We start from the raw sequence: 21,242 nt of genomic DNA, 5'->3' as shown, positions 1-21,242 counted from the left end.
CTAGCCCAGGATACCTGTCATTTGCGCATAATAATATGCTTTTGCCAGCTATTGCGGGATACGGGGTAATCCTGGCGAAAATGACCGCCCCTGCTCTCGGTGCGCATTAACGCTGATTCCGCCACCAGGCGGGAAACCAGTAAACGATTACGTGTTTCGGCGGCCAGCATGGTGGGAGCGGCGCTATTTTCCAGCCCGGCATATCCATCCATAAAGCCAAGCACCTTTTCCAAACCTTCCCGGCTGCGCAGCGGGCCAACGTACCGGCTCATCAGGGCCTTTAGTTCATCCCGCAGCCCGTGGTAATCAACGGGCTCCGCAGGCTCGGGCAATTCCGAGGCAAAACCGGGCCAGGAGCCCGCCTTTTCCCGCCAAAGCCCGGCGGTACGCTCCACGATGCGACCGCCGAACACCAGCCCGTCCAATAGCGAATTACTGGCCAGGCGATTGGCCCCGTGCACCCCCTGGCAGGCCACCTCGCCGCAGGCATAAAGCCGCTCCACACTGGTTTCTCCAAAATAATTGGTTTTTACACCACCCATCATATAATGGGCGGCCGGGGCCACCGGCAACATATCCCGGGTAATATCAAGCCCGTATCTCAAGCAAGTACGGTTGATATTGGGAAACCGGCGCAATACCATCTCACTGTCCAGGTGGCTTAAATCGAGAAATACGCCCCGGGAGCCCTTATGTATTTCCTGCAAAATGGCCCGCACCACAATATCCCGGGGTGCCAGCTCAGCCAACTCATGGTATCCGGGCATGAAACGCTCACCCCGGTCATTGCGCAGGTAAGCCCCCTCGCCCCGCACGGCCTCGGAAATCAGAAAACGCGGTGCACCGGGCAGGTTCAGCACGGTGGGGTGAAATTGCAAAAACTCCATATCCATCACTTCGGCACCGGCCCGGTAAGCCATGGCAATGCCGTCCCCGGTGGCCACCTCGGGGTTGGTGCTGTGCTCGTAAAGCTGTCCCAAACCACCGGTGGCCAAAACCACGGCCCGGCTTTGGAAAACCTCCAGACTGCAGGTTTCACAATCATAGGCCAGCACCCCGTGGCAAACATTATCCTTAACCAAAAGATCAATGGCAATATGACGTTCCAACACCTCGATATTCTGCTCCGCCAGGGCCTGGTTGTTCAGCACCCGCTGTATCTCGGCACCCGTGGCGTCGCCGCAGGCATGCAATATGCGCCGGCAGCTGTGCGCCCCCTCCCGGGTAAGGGCCAGGCGCCCGCCCTCCACATCAAAGCGGGCGCCCATATCGATGAGCTGCAAAACCCGGCGCGGCCCTTCGTTAACCAGGATGCGCACCGCCCCCCTGTCACACAGCCCGGCGCCCGCCCGGAGCGTGTCATGGTAATGCAGTTCCGGCGAGTCATCGTTGTCCATAACAGCGGCTATACCACCCTGGGCCTTGTCAGTGTTGCTGTCCAAAATACTTTGTTTGGTAAGTACGGTAACCCCGGCCCCCAGCCGGCCGGCCAAAAGGGCGGTGAAAAACCCGGCGATACCACTGCCCAGGATAACATAGTCGGTGTTATATCTGGGCAGGTCCCGGGTGTTGAAATTCATAATATAGTGGTTGGCCACTGGCAAACCCTCCATTTTATCCACAGGCTCCAGAGTTGAGAGCCGCGGCAATAAAGAAAGGGGACATACCCGCATGTTGCCCGGCAATGTCCACAAAGCAATACCAATAAAAAATCCTTTTGATGAAATTAAATCATTATACCGCCAGCATCCTTTCCAGACACTGCAGGGCACGTTCCCTGATTTCCCCCGCAACGGTTACCTGCGGCTCCAGGGTTTGTAGTGCCTTGAGCACCTTTTCCAGGGTAGTGGACTGCATATCCCGGCAAACAAGCTTGTCGGAAGCGGGGTAAAACTTTTTACCGGGGTATTGTTTGTTAAACTGGTGCAATATACCCTTTTCGGTGCACACAATATATTCCCCGGCCGGTTTTTCCCCGGCAAACCGCAGCATACCGGTGGTGCTGGCCACGTGATCAGCCAGTTCCACCACCTCGGGGCGGCACTCGGGGTGCACCAGTACCAGCGCCTGCGGGTGCAAGGACTTGACTTTTAGCACATCACCTGCAGTGAGCCGGTCATGGATATGGCAACAACCGTCCCAAATATGCATCTTGCGCCCGGATTGCTTGGCCACATACCGGCCCAGGTTTTTGTCGGGCACAAACAAAACCGGCCGGTCAGCAGGTAAAGAGGCCACCACTTGCACGGCGTTGGCTGAGGTACAGGCAATATCGCATTCCGCCTTTACTTCCGCGGATGTATTTACATAACAAACCACCTGCGCACCGGGCAACTCAGCTTTTTTGGCCCGCAGCGCCTCTGCCGTGATAGTGTCCGCCATGGGGCAACCCGCTTGCACTTCGGGCAGTAATACCGTCTTTTGGGGCGACAATATGGCTGCGCTCTCGGCCATAAAATGCACCCCGCAAAAAACAATTACACTGGCTTCGGTGGCAGCGGCCCGGCGGGACAACTCCAGGGAATCACCCACCAGATCGGCAATTTCCTGTATTTCGGGCGGTTGGTATACGTGACTTAAAATAATCGCATTGCGCTGCTGTTTAAGCCGCGTTATTTCGTCCGTCAATTGTTTTAAATCGGCAGCATCAGGCACATAATCACTCCTTGGTAACAGCGAGTTTTAGCCAGCGTGAATTATTACTTCATAATTATATACTCAATAATACACTCTCTCAATTATACACTCACATTTCGCTTTATCTCAACAAAATGTTTTTTATCAGATAGGGAATTTACCGGCCCGGTGTGAAAGCAAGGAATACCGAAAACCAGGTCAAAAAGGCGTCTAAGCCGTTTCGCCATGTTTTTCATCCATCACGCGGATTACTTTATTATGCTCATCCACCAAAACCGCCGTCGGTGTAAAATTGCGTGCTTCATTACGGTCCATAACAGCATAAGTAATTATGATCACGGTGTCACCTGGCTGCACCAGCCTGGCCGCGGCCCCGTTCAGGCAGATTACTCCCGAGTTCCGGGGGCCTGGTATGACATAGGTTTCCAGCCGGGCACCGTTGTTATTGTTTACCACCTGAACCTTTTCGTTAGGCAATATATCGGCCGCTTCCATCAAAGCCTCGTCTATGGTAATACTGCCCACATAATTCAAATTGGCCTCGGTAACCACCGCACGGTGAATTTTGGATTTAAACATGGTTAATAACATTGGTCACACCTCCACAACCATATTATCAATAAGCCGGGTTTTGCCAAAACGTACTGCCAGAGCGGCAATGCATTTACCGGTCAATGTATTAACTGTTTCCAGATCCGGCACCGATAATATTTCAATATAATCTATTTGGGCACCGGGAGCGGATAAAATCATTTCCTCGATACCACGGCGCAGTTTGGCAACATCTCTCTCACCGCTGTCCACGGCAGCCTTAAACGCACAAAGGCTGCGGTAAAGCACCGGCGCCGCCCGGCGCTGCTCCTCGCTCAAGTAAACATTACGCGAACTCATAGCCAGACCGTCCGCCTCCCGCACAATAGGCAGGGTAATGATTTCCAGGTTCATGTTTAAATCCCGGACCATTTTTTCTATAACCATGGCCTGCTGGGCGTCCTTTTGCCCAAAAAAGGCTTGGTCGGGCCGAACAATATTAAAAAGTTTGGTTACCACGGTGGTTACCCCGCGAAAATGGCCGGGCCGGGATAGACCACAGAGTTTATCCGTTATTCCACTTACCTCCACATAGGAGTTGTATCCTGCCGGGTACATTTCATCATCATCCGGGGCAAAAATGGCATCCACACCCACCGACTCGGCCAGGGCGCAATCCCGTTCAAAGTCCCGGGGGTATTCCGCCAAATCCTCCCTGGGTCCGAACTGGAGCGGGTTTACATAAAGGGAAACCACCACACAGTCACAAATTTTCTTTGCTTCCCGCATTAAATTAAGGTGTCCTTCATGAAAATAGCCCATGGTGGGCACCAAACCCACGGTTTTTCTCACAGTCCTTGCTCTGTCTGTAAACTCTCTGATTTCATTGATAGTACGGCAAACCTGCATGACTGGGCACAACTCCTTATGATCATTGTCTACGAAGAATATAAAAACCCTCCGGACAAGTCCGAAGGGCATGAACAACCCTATTGTAACCCGTCTCGGTCCTGGCGGCTCCAAGCGGAGATTGAAATAAATTATTCCATGAAACGGGCAGCTTTAACCGTTTCGTTTACTATAAACATATAATAGAATGATAAAAATACCGAAATTGTTCTGGTTAACCAGGATTTTAAAAACCCGGTAACCCCAAACAAGCGGTGCGGTTCCAAGGGATACCGCCCAATACGTCATTAATTTTAACATACCAATGGTGTTGTGGCAATATTTTTATAATTTTCACTTTAGTTAAATTTTGTTGGTCTACCTTATATGCATGCCTTTCCAGGGCACAAAGCTTTGTGAAAGAATTTCTTGCAGGCTTCATTACCTGTACCGGCATGTTCAGAGTAACCCTTTGGCACCCGGGATTGATTAAATAAATTAGCAGTGTTAGATTAAAGGTATGCAACTAATAAAAATTGATAAAACACAAAATTACATCATCAACACCGGCACCATAGCCGGTGATATGGAAGGAACCAGCGGCGGGCCAACCAACCCCGGCCCTTTAAGCATCTACCTGGAGGAGGGACGGATAGCAGCAATTACCGGGACAAAGGACGACCCCTACAGGTTTAAACAACCAAACCGCCAAACCACCTTCCTGGACCTGGGCAGTTTAACGATCTTACCACCCCTGGCGGATTGCCATGTGCACCTGGCCCTGGACGGGCTGGATTTTGCGACCGCCCGCCGCCGCTGGGAACAACCCGGCGAATTACACACTCAGATCAGCACCCAACTGTGGGATACTGTCCGGCACGGTATACTGGCAGTGCGGGACGGGGGAGACAGGCCGGGAATTGCCTTGCGTTACCGGGAACTTGTGGCCAGCGGTGAATTAACCGGGCCTGTAATCCGGGCTTCGGGCTGGGCGCTGCGCAAGCCCCGAAAATATGGCTCCTTTCTTGGCCGGGGCGTACCGGCCGAAATGCTGGACAGCGCCCTTGGACAACTGGCCCGGCATGGGGTGGACCAGATCAAAGTACTTGTTTCGGGCGTGGTCAGCTTTAAGGAATACTCCCGGGTGGGACCGGTGCAATATACGTATGAAGAACTGTCCGCCATTGTGCAAGGTGCCCGCAACCTGGGACTGGGCGTAATGGCCCATGCCAGCTCGGATGAAGCCGTGGCCCTGGCCGTAAAAGCCGGAGTAAACACGGTCGAGCACGGTTACTTTTTAAGCCGGGACACCCTGAAGCTAATGGCCGAAAAACAGGTGGCCTGGATTCCCACCGTGGTACCGGTGGCCGCCCAGTTAACCAGTCTCCACCCGGCCCCCAACCAGGACAATTATGTAATCGCCAAAACGGTGGACCGGCAGTTAGCTATGATCAATGAAGCCCGCAATTTGGGTGTTACCCTCGGTGTGGGCACCGACTCCGGCGCCTCGGGTGTACGGCACGGTTACAGTTACCGGCAAGAGCTGGCTCTGTACCGGCAGGCGGGGCTTACACCGGAAGAAATAATACGCTGCGCCACAATTAACAGCGCCCGCGTACTGGGCCTTAACTGGGGCCGCATCGCCCCGGGCAACCCCGCCGCCATGATTGCCGTCTCCGGGGACCCCCTGGGAGACATCAATAACCTGCGCAACATTGAGTATGTTTTTCAACCCGTATAGGGGCAGGGCCGCAGGAGAACCGTCCCCGTGCCCCCGTGCTTCCATCATGTTTACTATTACTATAACAAACGGCACCCATGAAGAGTGCCGTTATCATAAAATAGCTTGTCCTAGATGTCTTCAATCATGGATGTGCGGGGCTTAAAGGTCTGGCAAGCGGTATCATCGGTAACACTGGTCATCAGATCCGGGTTGGTGGGCTTGACCTGGATGCTGGAAGCTCTGCACTCGGAACCCTCCTGGTATAAACAGCCCTTTACAGAACATTTGATTCTGGGCATAAACAAACCTCCTTTTTTATTGTTAAAAATAGTATCTCTACTACCTTCAAAAATATGAACAGAAAAAAAAGGCACTTAAAAGGGGCCGGTATGGAAAGATTTTTATCTTTCAACCCTGGGAGCACCTGGCACCAAAGCCTGCCTTTCGAACAACTTTATAATAAAAAAAATCAGTTTTATCTAAATTTACTGATCCGCGTTTCGTGTTTAAATGCCCCTTTTAATCAAGTTTCTGCTACTATGGTACCGGTTTCGGTTAAATCATAATCCCCAAGCCCCTGCAGTTCCGACTTAAATAAAGGTGAACAAACAATATCCAATACCGCCCGGTACTCGGGTTTTTCCAAATCCTCTTTTTTGATAACCAGCTCATAACGTTCTTTCTGCATGGGAACAAAATCTATCCCCCGCACCTGCAGCGAGGCCTTTTCGTTACCCAGCCCGGCATCGGCTTCACCCCTGGCCACGGTGCTGGCCACGGCCAAATGTGATGTCTCTTCATTCTCATAACCGTTGATGGCTTTGTGGTCGATGCCCTGCAACCTCAACTGCTCGTCAAGTAAAACCCGGGTGCCGCAGCCCTTTTCCCGGTTTATAAAGCGGACCCCTGGTTTGGTCAAATCCCTCCAGTGGTTGATATGATGCGGATTGCCTTCGGCCACGTAAAAGCCCTGCATCCGGCAGGCCAGGTGTATAATCACCGCAGGGACACCGGGTAGCATATGGCGCACAAAAGGAACATTATATTTCCCCGAATCACCGTCCCAAAGATGAATGGCCGCCATATGGGCTTGACCATGATAAAGGGCCGTCAGACCCGCGAAACTACCCACGTGATACCTGAAAACACGCTTTCCCCCGGGGTATTTCTCCAGATGCCGGGCCAGTATATCCAGCAAAACATCCTGCCCGCAGACAACCACGTGACCGGCCATTCTTTCCACAGGCGGTAATTCCCGGGACGGACCCGGTGCGGGGAAAAAACCGCTCCTTTTACCTTGCTGTTTATACGCCAGCACATCATTTAGTTCAATCCTTATTTTCCGGCCCACCCTGTATGCCGGAAGCTCGCCCCTTTTAACCAGTTCGTAAACTGTGTTCTTGGCAATTTTCAAAATCCCGGCCACTTCTTTAGGCGTCAAAGACCGGTCTTCCTTCAAAAATATCCCCCCTGCCAACCCCCAAAAACTATAAATTATACTACCCTGTACCGGCTACCGGCCGGTTTAACACTAGCCATCATTTTAAATTTATTAAACGAACTATAAACGCCCCGCCATTTACATGCATAGCTATCAATAGCATATCATTCATATTTTATCAACACAAGCGAGCTCGGGGAGAACATTTGTAGAGTTTGTTCGAAGAGCAAACTTTGGTACCGGGTGTTGAAACTCTGAAAGAAATTCTTTCATGACGTTTTGTGCCCCGGAAAGGCATGCATATAAGGTTGAAAGAGAACTGGTAGCAATTTTACTGGATTGCCCGGATTCTGCTCAAAAAAAGCCGGTAATCTATCAACCGGCCTGAAGATGCTCCGTGCTATTTAATAACTTTATTTTGTATTTTCCCTTCTCCCGGCAAATAATGTTTAAACAGGCGTAATCCTGACCTATGTAAAAAATATTATGCAAAGGCACCCCCAAAAGCCGGCTGATAATAACCCGGTTTACCCCGGCATGGCCCACAATCAGTATATCGCGATTGGCCTGTTCCACCAGCCGGTTGAAGGCTGTCATGATACGCCGGCCAAAGCTTGCAAAACTTTCACCGCCCGGGGGAACGTAACCGGCGATGTCGTCGCCGCGCCTGGCAAATTCCGCGGGATAACGGCGGTTTATTTCCGCAAAACTGAGCCCTTCCCATGCCCCCAGGGATATTTCCCGTAGATCCGCGTCGGCCACAAGGGGCACCGGGTGCTCCGCTGCAATTATCCGGGCTGTCTCCAGTGACCGGGTGAGATCACTACAGTATATCCCGGCCAGACTGGCACCCGCCAGCCGGTCCCTTAATTTTTCCGCCTGCCGGACCCCGCCACTGGACAGCGGCAGGTCAATCTGGCCGATGAAGCGCCTTTCCCGGCCGGTATCAATGGCACCGTGCCGTACCAGATAAATCACCACCGGTTTCATCTGCCACCTATACCCCCCTGCGCCAACCCTTTAGCCATGTATCAAGTTGCACACCCAGTACCCGTTCCAATTGTCCCTTGAGCAACTCCGCCCGGAGCCAGCGCTCCTGTATCGCCTGCTTAACATCAGGTTCTGCGGCAAAACGTTCCATGGAACCCCAAAATCTTTCTTCCAGGGTAACCGGCCTGTCGCCGCACAGGAGCTTGTCCGCCAAATAAACCAGGTGTTTGGCCCCGATCCGGGTACCGGCGGGCAAGCCTTCCCCCATGTGGCAGGCCACAATTTCAGCTACCCGGGGGAAACCCATGGCAGCCAGCAGTTCCGCCCCCACCGCGGCATGCCGGGGCCTTCCTTTGCACATATCATGCAGCCGGCCTGCTGCTTCAATCAAGTCCAGCCGCAATTGATACCCGCGCCGATTAAGTTCCGCCCCCAGGGCTACGGCCAGTTCCGCCACCGCCCGGCCATGGGCGGCCGCCCGGTCGGGGGTCCCGGCAATACGCAGGATGGCTTCACATTCCCGTGGGTCGGGGATATCGATGTTCTCGGCCCGCTGCAAAAGATTTTGATAATCTTTTGGGGTATCCATATCCAGCACCACACCCCGGTCGGCCACCTCCACATCCAGGGATTCGGCTTCGTGCCGGGCAAGGATTTGCCGCAGGTTACCACCGGCAGGAGCACTCAGTATCTCTCCGGTATATTTTGCAGATATCAATGGCGGGTGGCCCCGCTCCCCGGCAAAGCAGGGGTATATAATATCCGCCCCACTTTTACGTCGCCTGCGCAGCAATGATTTAACGGTTTGCACCCGCACCAGGGCATGGTCGACGGGCAGTAAAAAGAAAGCCTCCGTTCGGGGCGGCAAGCCGGCCACTCCGGCCCGGATCGAAGAAAACATACCCAGGTGGTAGTCCGGGTTATGCACCCCGGGCACCTCCAGTTTCTCCAGCACAGGCCGCAGATCTGCCGCCCGGTGACCTGTCACCACCAGCAACCGGGTTATACCGGCAGCTTGAAATAAATGCACCGCTCTGGCTAAAGCGGTGTTTTCTCCCAGGGGCAGCAGGGGCTTGAATTCACCCATGCGGGATGAATAACCGGCCGCCAGCACCACCGCAGCTATATTACTCATGCCATACGCTCCGCTCTGCATTTGATCAATTCGGCCACGATGCTCACCGCAATTTCCTCGGGAGTTTCGGCCTTGATGGCTAAACCAATGGGACTGTATACCTGGGCCAGCCTGGCCTTGTCGTAACCCTCGCTTTCCAGCCTCCTGTAGATGTTATCCCGCTTGCTTTTGCTGCCGATCATACCTATATAGCAGGCCGGAGAATGCAGTGCCCGGGCCAGCACTGTTTTATCATGGGCATGGCCCCTGGTTACGATAACCACATAACTATCCTCGTCAACACCCAATTCCGCCATGTCTACATCATAAGTGGGCAGTACCTCCACCCGGTCGGCCTCGGGGAACCGCTCCCGGTTGGCAAACTCCTCCCTGTCATCCAGTACAACGGTACGAAAGTCCACCGTTTTGGCCAAACGGGCCACCTGCAATGACACATGACCGGCGCCAAAAATATAGACGGTGCCGTAATCCCCCGTTTGCTCCACCAAAAAACTGCGGTCCCCCACCGCCACCACCTGGGGATAACGGCTATCAGCCAGGCTCAGCAATTGCTCTGTTTCGCCCGGTTGAGGAAGATATGTGCCCACAGGGGCGGAGCCCGCCACCACCAGGCACTGGCGCCCGGCGGGTTCCCCGGCCTCGCCCCCGGGCACCGGGGTGATCAGCACAGCCTTTTGCCTGGCGGCCATAGCTTCTCCCAGTTTACGATATGTGTCCACCAGCTTTCCATTACCCGCGTCCAAATAATCAAGCAATACCTTTAAATGGCCACCGCAGATCATGTCCATTTGCCCGGCGCTTTTACTGTCCAAGTTAAACTCCCTGATTAGGGCCTTTCTTTCCTCCAAAACCCGGGCGGCCTGCTTGATGACCATTGCCTCCACCAAACCACCGCCGATGGTGCCGGTAATTGAGCCATCCCGGTGGATAATCATTTTAGAACCCGCCGTACGCGGAGTGGAGCCGTAACTGGCCAGTATGGTGGCCAATACAACACTTTCACCCTGTTCCAGTAGCTGCAGCACATCCTTGAATATTTTAACCATATAATCGCACCCCCGTAAATTCAGTACTTTTTTATCACGGAGTTAATTATCCATTCAGCAGCCAACAAAAATATTACGCCGGACGGTCACCATTGTTGCGCAAATCCCGGATTAATCGTTTGGCCGGCGGCCACAGTTCCCCGGACCTGTCAATTTCAACGGGGGCCACGGTTAAAGCTCCCTGTTTGACATTTTCAGCAATCACGGGAACGGCAAGCAGTGTTTTTTGAATCAATACCGCCAGTTCTTCTCCGGCCCAGCCCGCCAAATGGACTTTGACAGCCAGGCAATCCGTGCCGCTGCCCGGCAAAATATCGGCCTTAAAGTTCAGCACCCCTGGAGTGGCAAATAAAGCATCATCCAACACCGCCATACTGAGGAATCCTCCTCCGGCCAGGGGAATCCGCCCCCTGACCCGGTCCCGCACCGGGGCCATGCGCTTCAGCACGGTACCACAGGGGCACGGCCCGGGGATAAACCTGCCCATATCTCCCGTGCGGTAGCGGATTAATGGCATCCCCCTGCGGGTCAAGGTGGTAAAGACAATTTCCCCCTCCTGGCCGTCGGGCAGCACAGCGCCGGTGACAGGATCAATTATCTCAAAGAGCAGATCGGCCTCCCGCATGTGGTAACCCGCCAGCGCCGCGCATTCCAGGCCGCCCCCCAATCCCATTTCAGTCATGGCATACTGGTTGAAAACCCTGCAGTGCCACCTTTCTGTAATACGGTGGATGATGGCCCGGGAAAGATGGTCGGTATTAAGGATCACATTTTTGATCTTCAGGCCGAATTTATCCTGGCCCGGTGGTTCATGACAAGCCAGGGCCAGCACCTGGGTCGGTATCCCCAGCAGCGTATCAACCCGCTCCCTGGCCATTACCTCCAGGGTATACCCGGGATCCCTTACAATACCATGCCGCACGGGCACCACATCCATGCGCCGCACGCTTTCCGCAAACAGATCGCCCACACTGCCCGGCCGCTCACAGGGGAGCAGCACTATCACCCTATCACCGGGCCGGCTAACCACGGTCATGCCGTGATGATAATAATCCCTGGTCAGTTCCTGGTCGGCGGCGGTGAAAAAAATCCTTTTGGGCATCCCCGTGGTACCCGAGCTTTCCAGGGTAACTACCCGCTTGATATCATCCTGGGAACAGCACAAAAACCGCAACGGGTTTTGCCTGATATCCTCTGCCGTGGTAAAGGGGAGGCCGGACAGGTCCCGCAGCGATTTTATTTTATCCGGGGTAAAGCCGGCCAGGGCGGCCCGGTAAAAAAGGCTTTTTCCCCGGGCCAGGGCCACGGTTTCCTTCAATTTGGCCAGCTGGTAACTTTCAATGAGGCCGCGGGTCAGCCCACCCGCATGCCCTTGAGACCTGAACCCGGCGGAGGCGGTTATTTTATTTAAAATCCACTGTTCCAAAGGTGTTTTGGTAATCAATCGGCACGCCCCCTGTAAATTGATCTGCCCTGGCTATCGGTAATATTATAGGCACAAAAGGGTATCAGCTTGCCGGCGGGGGAAACCGTGTGGATGCAGCAGTCCTTCACCCGCTCCAGGTCAACGTTCCACACATCCTGGAAGGCCATGCCCGAAATACAAAGGGTATGGGTTTTGGCCCTGGCCAGGAAAAGATCCATGCTATCGGTTCGTATAAACTCCTCCATGCCACCGCCGCCGCAACTGCATGACTTTTGAACAGGGACGGGCCGGCTGGCCGACCAGTGGTTCGCCACAAACTTCCTGGATTTCCTGGACCCCTCCACCGCCAATTCGGGCGTACAGCAGCAACTTGTGTTCTGGTTTGTTTCATGCCGGGTGGTGGGCATCAAAGTCCCGCCGGGCATTAAAATAAAATTTCCGTGGAAGGAGCACAGGGCGTTTTCACAGCCCGGCGGCCGGAAATTTTCCACCTTGATCCGTCCCCCGGTCTGCCGGGCAATATTGCTGATAACCTCGGGCAGGGTAATGCGCATGTCATCGGAGGGCGGCTGGGGATAGCGGCCAAAATAGCTCACGGGTTGGAAGTGCACCCCCCGCACCACCGGTAAATGTTCCAGGGCCAGGTCAATAATATCCCCGATATTATGGTCATTGACCCCCGGCACCACGGTGGGCACCAGGATAACACCGATGCCCAGTTCCCCGCACAGCCGGATTGTCTCCAGCTTGTCCGCCAGTAAATCACGGCCCCTCAGCTTTCTGTATATCTCGCTTTCCGTTCCGTCAAATTGCAGAAATAAAGAGGCCAGGCCAGCCCGCTGCAATTCTTCAAAAAACCGCGGCTCCCGGCTGAGCCGCAGGCCGTTGGTGTTCAGCTGGATAAAGCTAAACCCCATATCCCGGCCCATGGACACCAAACCGGGCAGGTCGTCACGCATGGTGGGTTCACCGCCGGAGAGCTGGATGTTATAGGGTCCACCAGCGTCCAGCAGGGTACGGTACCAGCCCCTGATCACCCCGGGGTCGGGATCCCGAGCAGCACCACCACCGGAACCGGCAAAACAAAATGAACAGTGCAGGTTGCAGCGGCCAGTCACCTCCAACACCGCAGTACAGGTATGCTGGCGGTGGTCGGGACAGAGACCGCAGTCAAAGGGACATCCCCGCTCCACCCGGGTTAAGGGAACATTAATCACCGCAGGGATTTTCGGCCTGGACCAGGACTCGAAAGAGGGCTCTCCCCGCCAGATAACCACCTTGAAACTGCCGTGCTCGGGACATTCCTTTTCCAAATAAACGTGGTTTCCCCGGGCCACCCGCCGGGCGGGAATTTTAGCCAGGCAATGGGGGCAAAGACTTTCCGTCACCGCCAGGACACGCCCCGCCTCAGTCATTTTTTTCACCGGACAGTTCGATCCCGTGGTCAAGCATTATTTCTTTTATTTTGTTGTATGTTTCAATAACAATACTGCTGCACTGGGGGGAAACCACCTTTTCCGCCAGGTCGTCACCCAGAATATCCCCGCAGTTTATACCACCGTAATGCTGACCGATTTCCCCTTCAAACCACTGCACCAGCTCGTCAATCATCAATAATAGCTCATCATGCTCTTTCTCCTCCGGCGCACCCCTGCCCGCGTACAGGCTCAGCAGGCAAACACCACCGGTGAGGGCACCACAGGTCTTACCGGAAAACCCCAGCCCGCCGCCCAGGCCCGTCATGGCCCGAATCAAACCGGGATTATCTTCACCCCGGTGCTCCAACCCCAGGGCCAGCAGTATCTGGCTGCAGTTAAACCCCTGCTGGTACAGCTCCAGCATGCGCATCATCTCATCATTCATATCCATTTCACTCCTTACCGGTTGCCACCTTTTTGGCCAGGACCAAAACATAACCCGGCCGGGCCTTACGCACCGCATTCTGAATATCCCCGCAGGCAACGGAATCACCTGTCACACAGCCCCAGAATGCAGCCATGGAACCATGGGCCAGGATCAGACCGGCCACCAGCTCACCCAGCAGCCTGGTATGGTCTTCCCACAAAACCACCTCAAAGCCCCGGGCTTTGATCTTTTGTAGTAGCTCATCAATGGACATGGCACCCTTAAGACATCCCTCCAGGGGTAATTCGTGCAGTGTGCTCACCCCCGCCGGGTTACGGGCATAGACATCGGTCACCACCAGCCAGCCGCCGCTTTTTAGCACCCGGCAGCACTCGGCCAAAGCCCGGTCCGGGTTTTCCATTACACTCAGGGTACATTCCGCCAGTACACCATCCATTTCGCCGTCCCTGAAGGGCAAGTTTTCCCCGGCCCCCTCCATAAGGGGCAGGCCGGGGCACCTCCGGCGCCCCTGCTCCAGCAGCGCCGGGGAGGGATCCACCCCCACAGCATCCAGTTGGTGGTTGTTTATCAAGTATTCCACCGTGGCACCGGCACCGCAGCCAACGTCCAACACTCTGGCCCCGGCAGCAAAGGAGCATAAAGCAAGTGCCCGGTCCGTCAAGGTAAACCCGCCCGGCCGGATGGTATCCCCGGTTACATCCCGGATGGGCTTTCCTTCGTACATGGGACATGATACAGCGGATTCCATCACCTTCACTCCCTACTTGTCTTCCAGGGTCTTTTCCACTTCCAGCATCTTGCCCAGGGCCAAATCCTCGGTAATCAAGACCAGCCCGCACCCGGGGCATTTCAACAGTTCCACCGGAAAGCTACTGCCCATATAGGACACGGTAACCTTGCCCGGCGTCATGGGCAAGTTACATTTGAGACATTCATATATAGATTCCGCCTGGACTTCCTTTTCGGCCACTATTTCACATCCTTATCGGGATATTTATATACTGGGGCGCTCCCGTAAAGGGGTATATCCCCTGATCATTAGTTCCCCTTCATCAACTGTTACCCGCCACTTCCATCCGGTGCGAATAAACGTTGTGAACGTAAAAATCATCCCCCTGCCGGGTGTATTCCACCCAGTAGGTAACGCTTACCGGCCTGAAACAGGCTAAAATATGGCCGCTGTTGCGGTTAAATATCTTTTTGCCTGTTTTCTCGGCATGTTCAATCACCTTTTGTATATCTTCCTTCAAGATAAGACGTTCATCCATAATTTCGCTTACCTGGCCGGGAATAACCAGCTTGATTGCTTCATACGAGTTTTCCGGTTTCGCCACATTATCCCCCCAAACATTTTTGAGCAATTTACTTTTAAGCCTGGCCCTGTTTTCCCGCCGCTGTGAGTAGCCGGGCCCGCGGGTCAAGGGCGAAGCTGCGTCCGCTTCACCGTAAATAAAATCAAGCAAGTGATAGGTTTTCTTGCCCCCGGCGGCAAAATTATCCCGGCACATGGCACAATAGGCCACATAATCGGCAGGGCTTTCACCAATGCGCCGTTTTATCGTATCCCTGGCCACATTCCGGTTGGCAAACCACATCAGACCACCATAACCACAGCACTCGGTGGTTTCACCGGTGGTGGGCAATTCCTCAATATTAATGCCCAGTTTCTGCAATATATTGCGAACACTGGTGTGAATATGTTTTTCGTGCCTGGTGGTGCAGGGGTCATGTACAGCCACCACTCCCGGCTGCCGCTGTACATCCATTTCGGGCAAACCCAGCTGGTCAAACAATTCCCAAAGGGATACAATATCCACCCCGGGCAGGTACTGCTTAAACATCTGGTAGCAGGTGGAGCAGGCCAGGATCAGCTTTGGGCTGCCCATTTGCTGCCACTGTCCTTTAATATCTTCAAGCTCCGCATTAAACAGCTCGGCCCGCCCGCTCCACTGGGCCGGGGCGCCGCAGCAGCGCAGCATCAGGCCTACCCCACCGGCCAGTTTATCCATTAAATAATCATATGCTTTCTCCACGTGGTCCGGGGCCGAGGCGCACAGCTGGCAGCCCGGGAAAAACACATAGCTGCTGGTTTCATACCCCGGCTGGTGGCGGGCCAGCGCAAACAGTTCGCTGTTGCTGAATTCCATGTCCCGGAGGGGAAAATCATGGGCGGAAGGCGGCATTTTCCCCTTTTGGACCATCTCGGTCCGGGCTTCCAGGCACAGGTCGGCCATATTGAAACCCTGGGGACAGACTTCCTGGCAGAGGCCGCACAGGCTGCAGGAATTAATTAAAATATTGGCTTCATGGTTCCCCAGTTTCATTTTCAGGTTATGGCTGATCTGCCGGACATATTTTTTGGGGTAGCCTTTAAAGTGTTCCAGATAAGGACAAACCTTTACACACTCCAGGCACTGGCACAAAAGACAGCGCCCGGCTTCCCTGATAGCTTCCTCCCGGGTATAGCCCTGCGCGGGATCGGCCGGCACAACGGCGGGAAGGGGTTCAACCCCCTTGGTACTGGTAAAAAGCCGGGTCTGGTAAGGTCCTTCGTTTTCCCGGACGGCAGTGAGGGAAACTTGCTGCAAGTAGCGATCAATGGATGTGGCGGCCCGCCCGCCCTCGGAAAGGGAATTAATGGGGGAATACTCTGTACCGCGCAATATGCTGCCCCCGGCAAAGACTCCATCCAGACCGGTGGCCAGGGAAACCGGGTCAACCACCAGTTTTCCCTGTTCCACTGGCAGACCCGGAATATTTTCGGGTATCTTTCCCGTAGCCAAGCAAACAGCGTCAAACTGCCGGCATAATTCCGCCAGGGAAACAGCCTGTCCCACCACCGTGTTGAACCTGAAATCAACACCCATTTCATGCAATACGGCGGTTTCTTCCTCTATGACCCGCCGCGGTAAAACCTCCGCCGGAAACTCCCACAGCCGGCCGCCCAAACGGTCCGTGGCCTCAAAAACCGTCACACCGTAACCCTTCCGGGCCAAATCAAAGGCTGCTCCCAAACCGCTCAGCCCCGCGCCCACCACCGCCACCCGTTTATCCTTTTTAGCCGCCTGGATAACCTTGCCCCCCGGCGCCAGGTTCATCCGGGCGCATGCACTTTCCAGGGCACCTATGGCGATGGCTTCCCCTGCTTCCTGCCGCTTGCAGGCGGCCTGGCAGGGGTGATCACAAATTCGTCCGACAATTCCGGCAAAATTAACGCTTTTTCTGTAAATTTGCCAGGCCCGGTCAAAATTACCGGCCTTCACTTCCGCCACGAACCCCCTGGCATCCATATGCACGGGACAGGCCGTTACACAGGCCGGGGGAAGTTCCTGGGTACATTTTTGTTCAAATTCCACTATTCGTTTCTGATCCATTATTATCCCACCATTTCCGGTATAAACATAAGAAGCCTAAAACAAACTGGAACAATTATTTTCCAATTCGCCTTAGGTGAATCTATAAGTGAAGGGGTATAGATTGTGAAAAATATTCCTGGTGCAGGCGGGCTTATGCCCGCCTGCATTTTGGAACATCACCAGGATACAAGTTGGTTTAGTAATGCCTTGGCCATTTTTACCGCAGTTCGCTCCATTAATAAGCCGGGTCTTTAATGGGCCGCTTAACCACGGGAATTTCTTTACCCTGCAAGCCGGCCAGCACTTTCTCGGGCCGGGCCGGTAACTGGGTGATCCGCACGCCGCAAGCGTTGTAAATGGCATTGCAAATGGCGGCATGGGGGGAGGTCAGGGGCAGTTCACCCACCCCGGCAGCACCGTACGGGCCGTGCTCGCGCTTGTAGTTCACATAGATAATTTCCATGTCGTCCGGGATATCCTTGATGTAAGGAATACCGCAGTTGGCCATGGTGGTATGCTTCTTGAGGTCTTCGAAGTCCTCGCTCAGGGCCAGGCCGATACCCTGGGCCAAACCGCCGTAAATTTGCCCGTCCAGAACTGTCTTGTTGATAACTTCACCCACGTCGGCGGCCATGGTCATTTTCACCACCCGGGTCTTGCCGGTGGTGGTGTCCACTTCCACTTCGGCCAAAAATACACCGTACATGTAGACCGAGAAGGGTTTGCCCTGTCCTTTATCATCGCAGTCGGTGCAGTTGGCGGCGGCTGCACTCCACTTGCCCACATACTTGGTGGGGATGCCTTTGGCTACCGCTTCGTCGTAGGTCATGAAGGTGCCATCATCTTTGCGCAGGGCGTTCACCAGCTGCTCGCAGCCGTTTACCACACTGTTGCCCACAACCACCTGGGAACGGCTGCCGCCAGCCGGGCCACCGGCCGGAGCCAGGTTCATATCGTTCATGACCAGCTTGATTTGATCGGGCGTAATACCCATTTGCCGCAGTGTTTCATGGGCAGTGGCCAGCAATCCCATGTCAGCCCCCTGGCCGTGGTCCTGCCAGTTGGTGCTCACCTGGACTCTGCCGTCGTGCAGCAGTTCCACCCACACTTCGGCACTGTCCGGGCCGTCCAGGCCGCAGCCGTAAACACCGACGGATATACCGACACCACGTTTTTTCTCGGGGGTGGATTCTTCCTTGGCCCTCTTCAGGGCTTCCTGGTACTTGGGCCGGATGGCGTCAAGCAACGGAACCATCGAATATACCTCGGGCTCGTGACCGGAGGGGTTGGTATCGCCGGGACGATAGGCGTTAATATAACGCAGCTCCAGCGGATCCATGCCCAGTTTTTCAGCCAGCACATCCATCAGGGTCTCGGAGGCAAACAGGCTTTGGGGTGAACCGTAAGCCCTGAAGGCGGAGCCCCAGGCATGGTTGGTGCAAACCGTGTAACCAACCCCCCTGATGTTGGGTATACCGTAACCGGCGCCGATGAACTGGACTCCCCGCACGGTAAGCAGGTCACCAAACTCGGAGTACGGGCCGTGGTCAACAGCATAGTTGTATTCCATGGCATTAATCTTGCCATCCTTATTGGCGCCAAATTTAATGTCCACAAAGAAGGGCGACCGCTTGCCGGTGTAAATAATTTGCTGGTAATAATCAAAGTTCAGGAAGCAGGGTTTACCGGTGGCCATGGTTGCCACTCCCACCAGCGCTTCAATGGTGGGGCTGAACTTGTAACCGAAGGTGCCGCCCACACCGGGGAACTGGGACAGGAACAGGTTTTTACCGGCCTCCAGGCCCAGGCCTTCAGCTATCATAGCGGCGTGGAGGTCCAGACCGATACTCTTGGACAGGATTTGCAGGTTGCCGTTTTCGTCATAATAAGCGGCGGCAACGTCGGGCTCAATGGGCAGGTGGGGCTGGCGACCAACATACAGGTCTTCCATGGATACCACCACGTCCGCCTTTTCCATCAGGGGAGCGGTATCCTCACCCTTGATGTTGTACTGCCTGAAATAAACGTTGGGAGTACCGGGGTGAATTTCAATGGCATCGGGCTCCATGGCGGCAGGGGCACTCATGTAAGCCGGCAGCACTTCCAGCTCCACATGGACCTTTTCCACCGCGGCCTGGGCGTGGGCTTCGGTATCGGCACAAACAATGGCAATGGCGTCGCCAAACTGGAATACCTTTTCATCGCACAGTATGGGACGGTCGTAGCTGTCCCCCTTATTGCCGGGGAGGTTAAGGCCGTTGATACGGTTTTTGCCCTTGACATCTTTATAGGTAACCACTTTATAAACACCGGGCATTTTTTCCGCTTCGGAGGTGTCTATGGATAAAATCTTGGCGTGGGAAACCTGGGCCTGAACCAGCTTGAGCCGTAAAGTGCCCGGAGGCATTTTCAGGCCAAAGTCAGCGCCGTAATCAATGGTACCGGTAACTTTACCAATCGCCGAGGGACGCGGGTAATCGGTGCCCAGGATTTTACCATCTTCCGGCATTTGAAACTCCAGGTCGGCTGCGGTAATTTCACCGCGCACCAGGCGGGCGGCATCCATCACGGCATCCACCAGGGGCTTGTACCCCGTGCAGCGGCAAACGTTCTTATGCTTCTGGAACCAGTCCCGCACCTCTTCCCTGGTGGGATTGTTATTCTCGTCCAGCAGCGCCTTGGCGGAAACTATAAAGCCGGGGGCGCAAAAACCGCACTGGGCGCTACCGTGCTTGACCCAGGCCAGTTGGAGAGCATGGAGATTGGTGGGGGTGCCAATGCCCTCAATGGTGGTGATAATGGACTCATCGGGTACCCTTTTCATTTTGGTGATACAGGAACGGATAACTTTGCCGTTCATAATCACCGAACAGGCGCCGCACTGGCCCTTGCCGCAGCCCACCTTGGTACCGGTAAGGTGCAGCTGTCCCCGGATAACATCCACCAGAAGGGCTTCCGGGTCAACAACCAGCGACATGCTGGCACCGTTGATGTTAAGCTTTTTCTTAATCATTAACTTAACCTCCTATTTTAATAGTCTTGCGCTAAACCGGCCAAATACATTGCCGGCGTCGCATTAAATGCTTTTGCCAAAACTGCAGTCGGGGAAACGGCACTGGCTGCAGTTGGAACACAGCCCGCCATAACCCAGAACGGCAATATCCCGGCGCGAGATTTTTTCCCCTGCCAGAACCCGCGGTGCTATTAAATCAAAAATACTGCTTCTATGATACATAACACACCCGGGAAGGCCCATTACCGGTAATTCGCCGATATAAGCCATCATGAACATGGCCCCCGGTAGAGCGGGTGCACCGTAACTGATTATGCGCCCCCCGGCGGCAACCACCCCCGCGGGCGTTACATCATCGGGGTCCACCGACATCCCGCCGGTTACCAGGATCATATCTACCCCCTCTCGGATTAACTCATTAATGGCAGTCACAATCATATCTATACTGTCGGACACCAGAATCTGCCTGGTAACTTCACTGCCCCACTGGGCCAGTTTAGCTGTCACCACGGGACCAAACTTATCCTGGATACGCCCGCTGTACACCTCGCTGCCGGTGGTAACCAGACCAACCCGCATAGCTTTTAACGGCTTTACCTCCACTAAGGGAAAGGAATCCCGGCATATGTGCTCCACGCCGGTGATGATTTTTTCATCAATTACCAGCGGGATAATGCGTGTACCGGCCACCACCCGGTCCTTTTTAACAAGCTGGTTGGAGTGCAAGGTGGCAAACATGACCTGTTCCTGTTCATTAACCAAAGAAAGGGCACTGGAATTAATCTTCAGCAGCCCATCCATGGCGGCCACCAGGCTAACTTTGCCCTCACTGGGCTCCGTTAAATAAACTCCTTCACCGGCGGCCGCCGCGGCCATGCGCTGCGCCGCCTCATTTTCGTGCAGTATCCCTTCGCGCATTTCCCACACATAAAGATGCTCTTTACCAATGTCCAGCAACCTGGGAATATCCTCGGGCTTCACCACATGGCCCTTTTTAAATAACGGCTTTTTAACCTTGCCGGGCACAATTTCGGTAAGGTCATGGCAAAGCACCATCCCCACTGCCTCCTGTACCGGAACCGCTTTCACAGTTTTCTCCCCCTTCGCCAAAACGCAAACAGAATAGGATATATTTCACAAGCTGTCCATGAAATATTCCCCAAACGCAAACAAAAAGACCGGAATGCGGT

18 protein-coding genes are annotated in these 21,242 nt (G+C 54.4%); 1 reads left to right on the top strand and 17 read right to left on the bottom strand.

The window, feature by feature from the left end:
* Positions 1-17: 17 nt before the first annotated feature.
* The 4 genes from nadB to panC all read right to left on the bottom strand — a co-directional run bounded on the left by nadB (position 18) and on the right by panC (position 4,077).
* Positions 18-1,598 (bottom strand): L-aspartate oxidase, encoded by a 1,581-nt coding sequence (gene nadB, locus LX24_RS11220; protein ID WP_166512251.1) that lies wholly within the window; start codon positions 1,596-1,598, stop codon positions 18-20.
* Positions 1,599-1,734: 136 nt separating this feature from the next.
* Positions 1,735-2,655 (bottom strand): quinolinate synthase NadA, encoded by a 921-nt coding sequence (gene nadA, locus LX24_RS11215; protein WP_166512250.1) that lies wholly within the window; start codon positions 2,653-2,655, stop codon positions 1,735-1,737.
* A 192-nt stretch (positions 2,656-2,847) separates the two neighbouring features.
* Entirely contained in the window at positions 2,848-3,228 is a 381-nt protein-coding gene (gene panD, locus LX24_RS11210; RefSeq protein ID WP_166512249.1) for an aspartate 1-decarboxylase, read from the bottom strand.
* 3 nt (positions 3,229-3,231) lie between these two features.
* Entirely contained in the window at positions 3,232-4,077 is an 846-nt protein-coding gene (gene panC, locus LX24_RS11205; protein WP_166512248.1) for a pantoate--beta-alanine ligase, read from the bottom strand.
* A gap of 499 nt (positions 4,078-4,576) precedes the next feature.
* Here panC and LX24_RS11200 point away from each other — a divergent pair, with 499 nt between their 5' ends.
* The gene (locus tag LX24_RS11200; RefSeq protein WP_166512247.1) at positions 4,577-5,797 is read left to right on the top strand and encodes an amidohydrolase family protein; all 1,221 of its coding nucleotides are present in this window, start codon (positions 4,577-4,579) and stop codon (positions 5,795-5,797) included.
* Positions 5,798-5,907: 110 nt separating this feature from the next.
* Here LX24_RS11200 and LX24_RS11195 read toward each other — a convergent pair whose 3' ends face one another.
* The 13 genes from LX24_RS11195 to LX24_RS11135 form a co-directional block, all read right to left on the bottom strand.
* A complete protein-coding gene (locus tag LX24_RS11195; RefSeq protein ID WP_166512246.1) occupies positions 5,908-6,078 on the bottom strand; it encodes a DUF1540 domain-containing protein in 171 nt (56 codons plus the stop codon).
* A gap of 224 nt (positions 6,079-6,302) precedes the next feature.
* Complete coding sequence (locus tag LX24_RS11190) at positions 6,303-7,238, bottom strand: helix-turn-helix transcriptional regulator (protein ID WP_166512245.1); 936 nt, start codon at positions 7,236-7,238, stop codon at positions 6,303-6,305.
* A gap of 357 nt (positions 7,239-7,595) precedes the next feature.
* Positions 7,596-8,210: an alpha-ribazole phosphatase gene (gene cobC, locus LX24_RS11185; protein ID WP_243131715.1), complete on the bottom strand. Its 615-nt coding sequence runs from the start codon at positions 8,208-8,210 to the stop codon at positions 7,596-7,598.
* A 7-nt stretch (positions 8,211-8,217) separates the two neighbouring features.
* Positions 8,218-9,345: a DVU_1551 family NTP transferase gene (locus tag LX24_RS11180; protein WP_166512244.1), complete on the bottom strand. Its 1,128-nt coding sequence runs from the start codon at positions 9,343-9,345 to the stop codon at positions 8,218-8,220.
* Positions 9,342-10,391, bottom strand: a complete 1,050-nt coding sequence (locus LX24_RS11175; RefSeq protein WP_166512243.1) for an XdhC family aldehyde oxidoreductase maturation factor — start codon at positions 10,389-10,391, stop codon at positions 9,342-9,344. Before LX24_RS11175 ends, LX24_RS11180 begins: the two co-directional genes overlap by 4 nt.
* 73 nt (positions 10,392-10,464) lie before the next feature.
* Positions 10,465-11,835, bottom strand: a complete 1,371-nt coding sequence (locus LX24_RS11170) for a DVU_1553 family AMP-dependent CoA ligase (RefSeq protein WP_166512242.1) — start codon at positions 11,833-11,835, stop codon at positions 10,465-10,467.
* Positions 11,832-13,232 carry a radical SAM (seleno)protein TrsS gene (gene trsS / locus LX24_RS11165; RefSeq protein WP_166512295.1) on the bottom strand — a complete coding sequence of 467 codons (1,401 nt, stop codon included), beginning with the start codon at positions 13,230-13,232 and terminating at the stop codon, positions 11,832-11,834. The genes LX24_RS11170 and trsS overlap by 4 nt, the downstream gene beginning before the upstream one ends.
* On the bottom strand, positions 13,225-13,680 hold the full coding sequence (locus LX24_RS11160) for a DVU_1555 family C-GCAxxG-C-C protein (protein ID WP_166512241.1): 456 nt from the start codon (positions 13,678-13,680) through the stop codon (positions 13,225-13,227). The genes trsS and LX24_RS11160 overlap by 8 nt, the downstream gene beginning before the upstream one ends.
* Positions 13,681-13,687: 7 nt before the next feature.
* Positions 13,688-14,431 carry a DVU_1556 family methyltransferase gene (gene trsM / locus LX24_RS11155; protein ID WP_166512240.1) on the bottom strand — a complete coding sequence of 248 codons (744 nt, stop codon included), beginning with the start codon at positions 14,429-14,431 and terminating at the stop codon, positions 13,688-13,690.
* Positions 14,432-14,443: 12 nt separating this feature from the next.
* Positions 14,444-14,653 carry a DVU_1557 family redox protein gene (locus LX24_RS11150; RefSeq protein WP_166512239.1) on the bottom strand — a complete coding sequence of 70 codons (210 nt, stop codon included), beginning with the start codon at positions 14,651-14,653 and terminating at the stop codon, positions 14,444-14,446.
* An 82-nt stretch (positions 14,654-14,735) separates the two neighbouring features.
* Positions 14,736-17,057 (bottom strand): pyridine nucleotide-disulfide oxidoreductase/dicluster-binding protein, encoded by a 2,322-nt coding sequence (locus tag LX24_RS11145; RefSeq protein WP_166512238.1) that lies wholly within the window; start codon positions 17,055-17,057, stop codon positions 14,736-14,738.
* 217 nt (positions 17,058-17,274) lie between these two features.
* A complete protein-coding gene (locus LX24_RS11140) occupies positions 17,275-20,052 on the bottom strand; it encodes a molybdopterin-dependent aldehyde oxidoreductase (protein WP_166512237.1) in 2,778 nt (925 codons plus the stop codon).
* A 63-nt stretch (positions 20,053-20,115) separates the two neighbouring features.
* Positions 20,116-21,141 carry a molybdopterin-binding protein gene (locus LX24_RS11135; RefSeq protein WP_166512236.1) on the bottom strand — a complete coding sequence of 342 codons (1,026 nt, stop codon included), beginning with the start codon at positions 21,139-21,141 and terminating at the stop codon, positions 20,116-20,118.
* Positions 21,142-21,242: the final 101 nt, after the last annotated feature.

The sequence above is a fragment of the Desulfallas thermosapovorans DSM 6562 genome, from assembly GCF_008124625.1.
Classification (GTDB): Bacteria; Bacillota; Desulfotomaculia; order Desulfotomaculales; family Desulfallaceae; genus Sporotomaculum; species Sporotomaculum thermosapovorans.
Note: the sequence above shows the minus strand (reverse complement) of the source record. Positions and strands in the feature narration are given on the sequence as shown.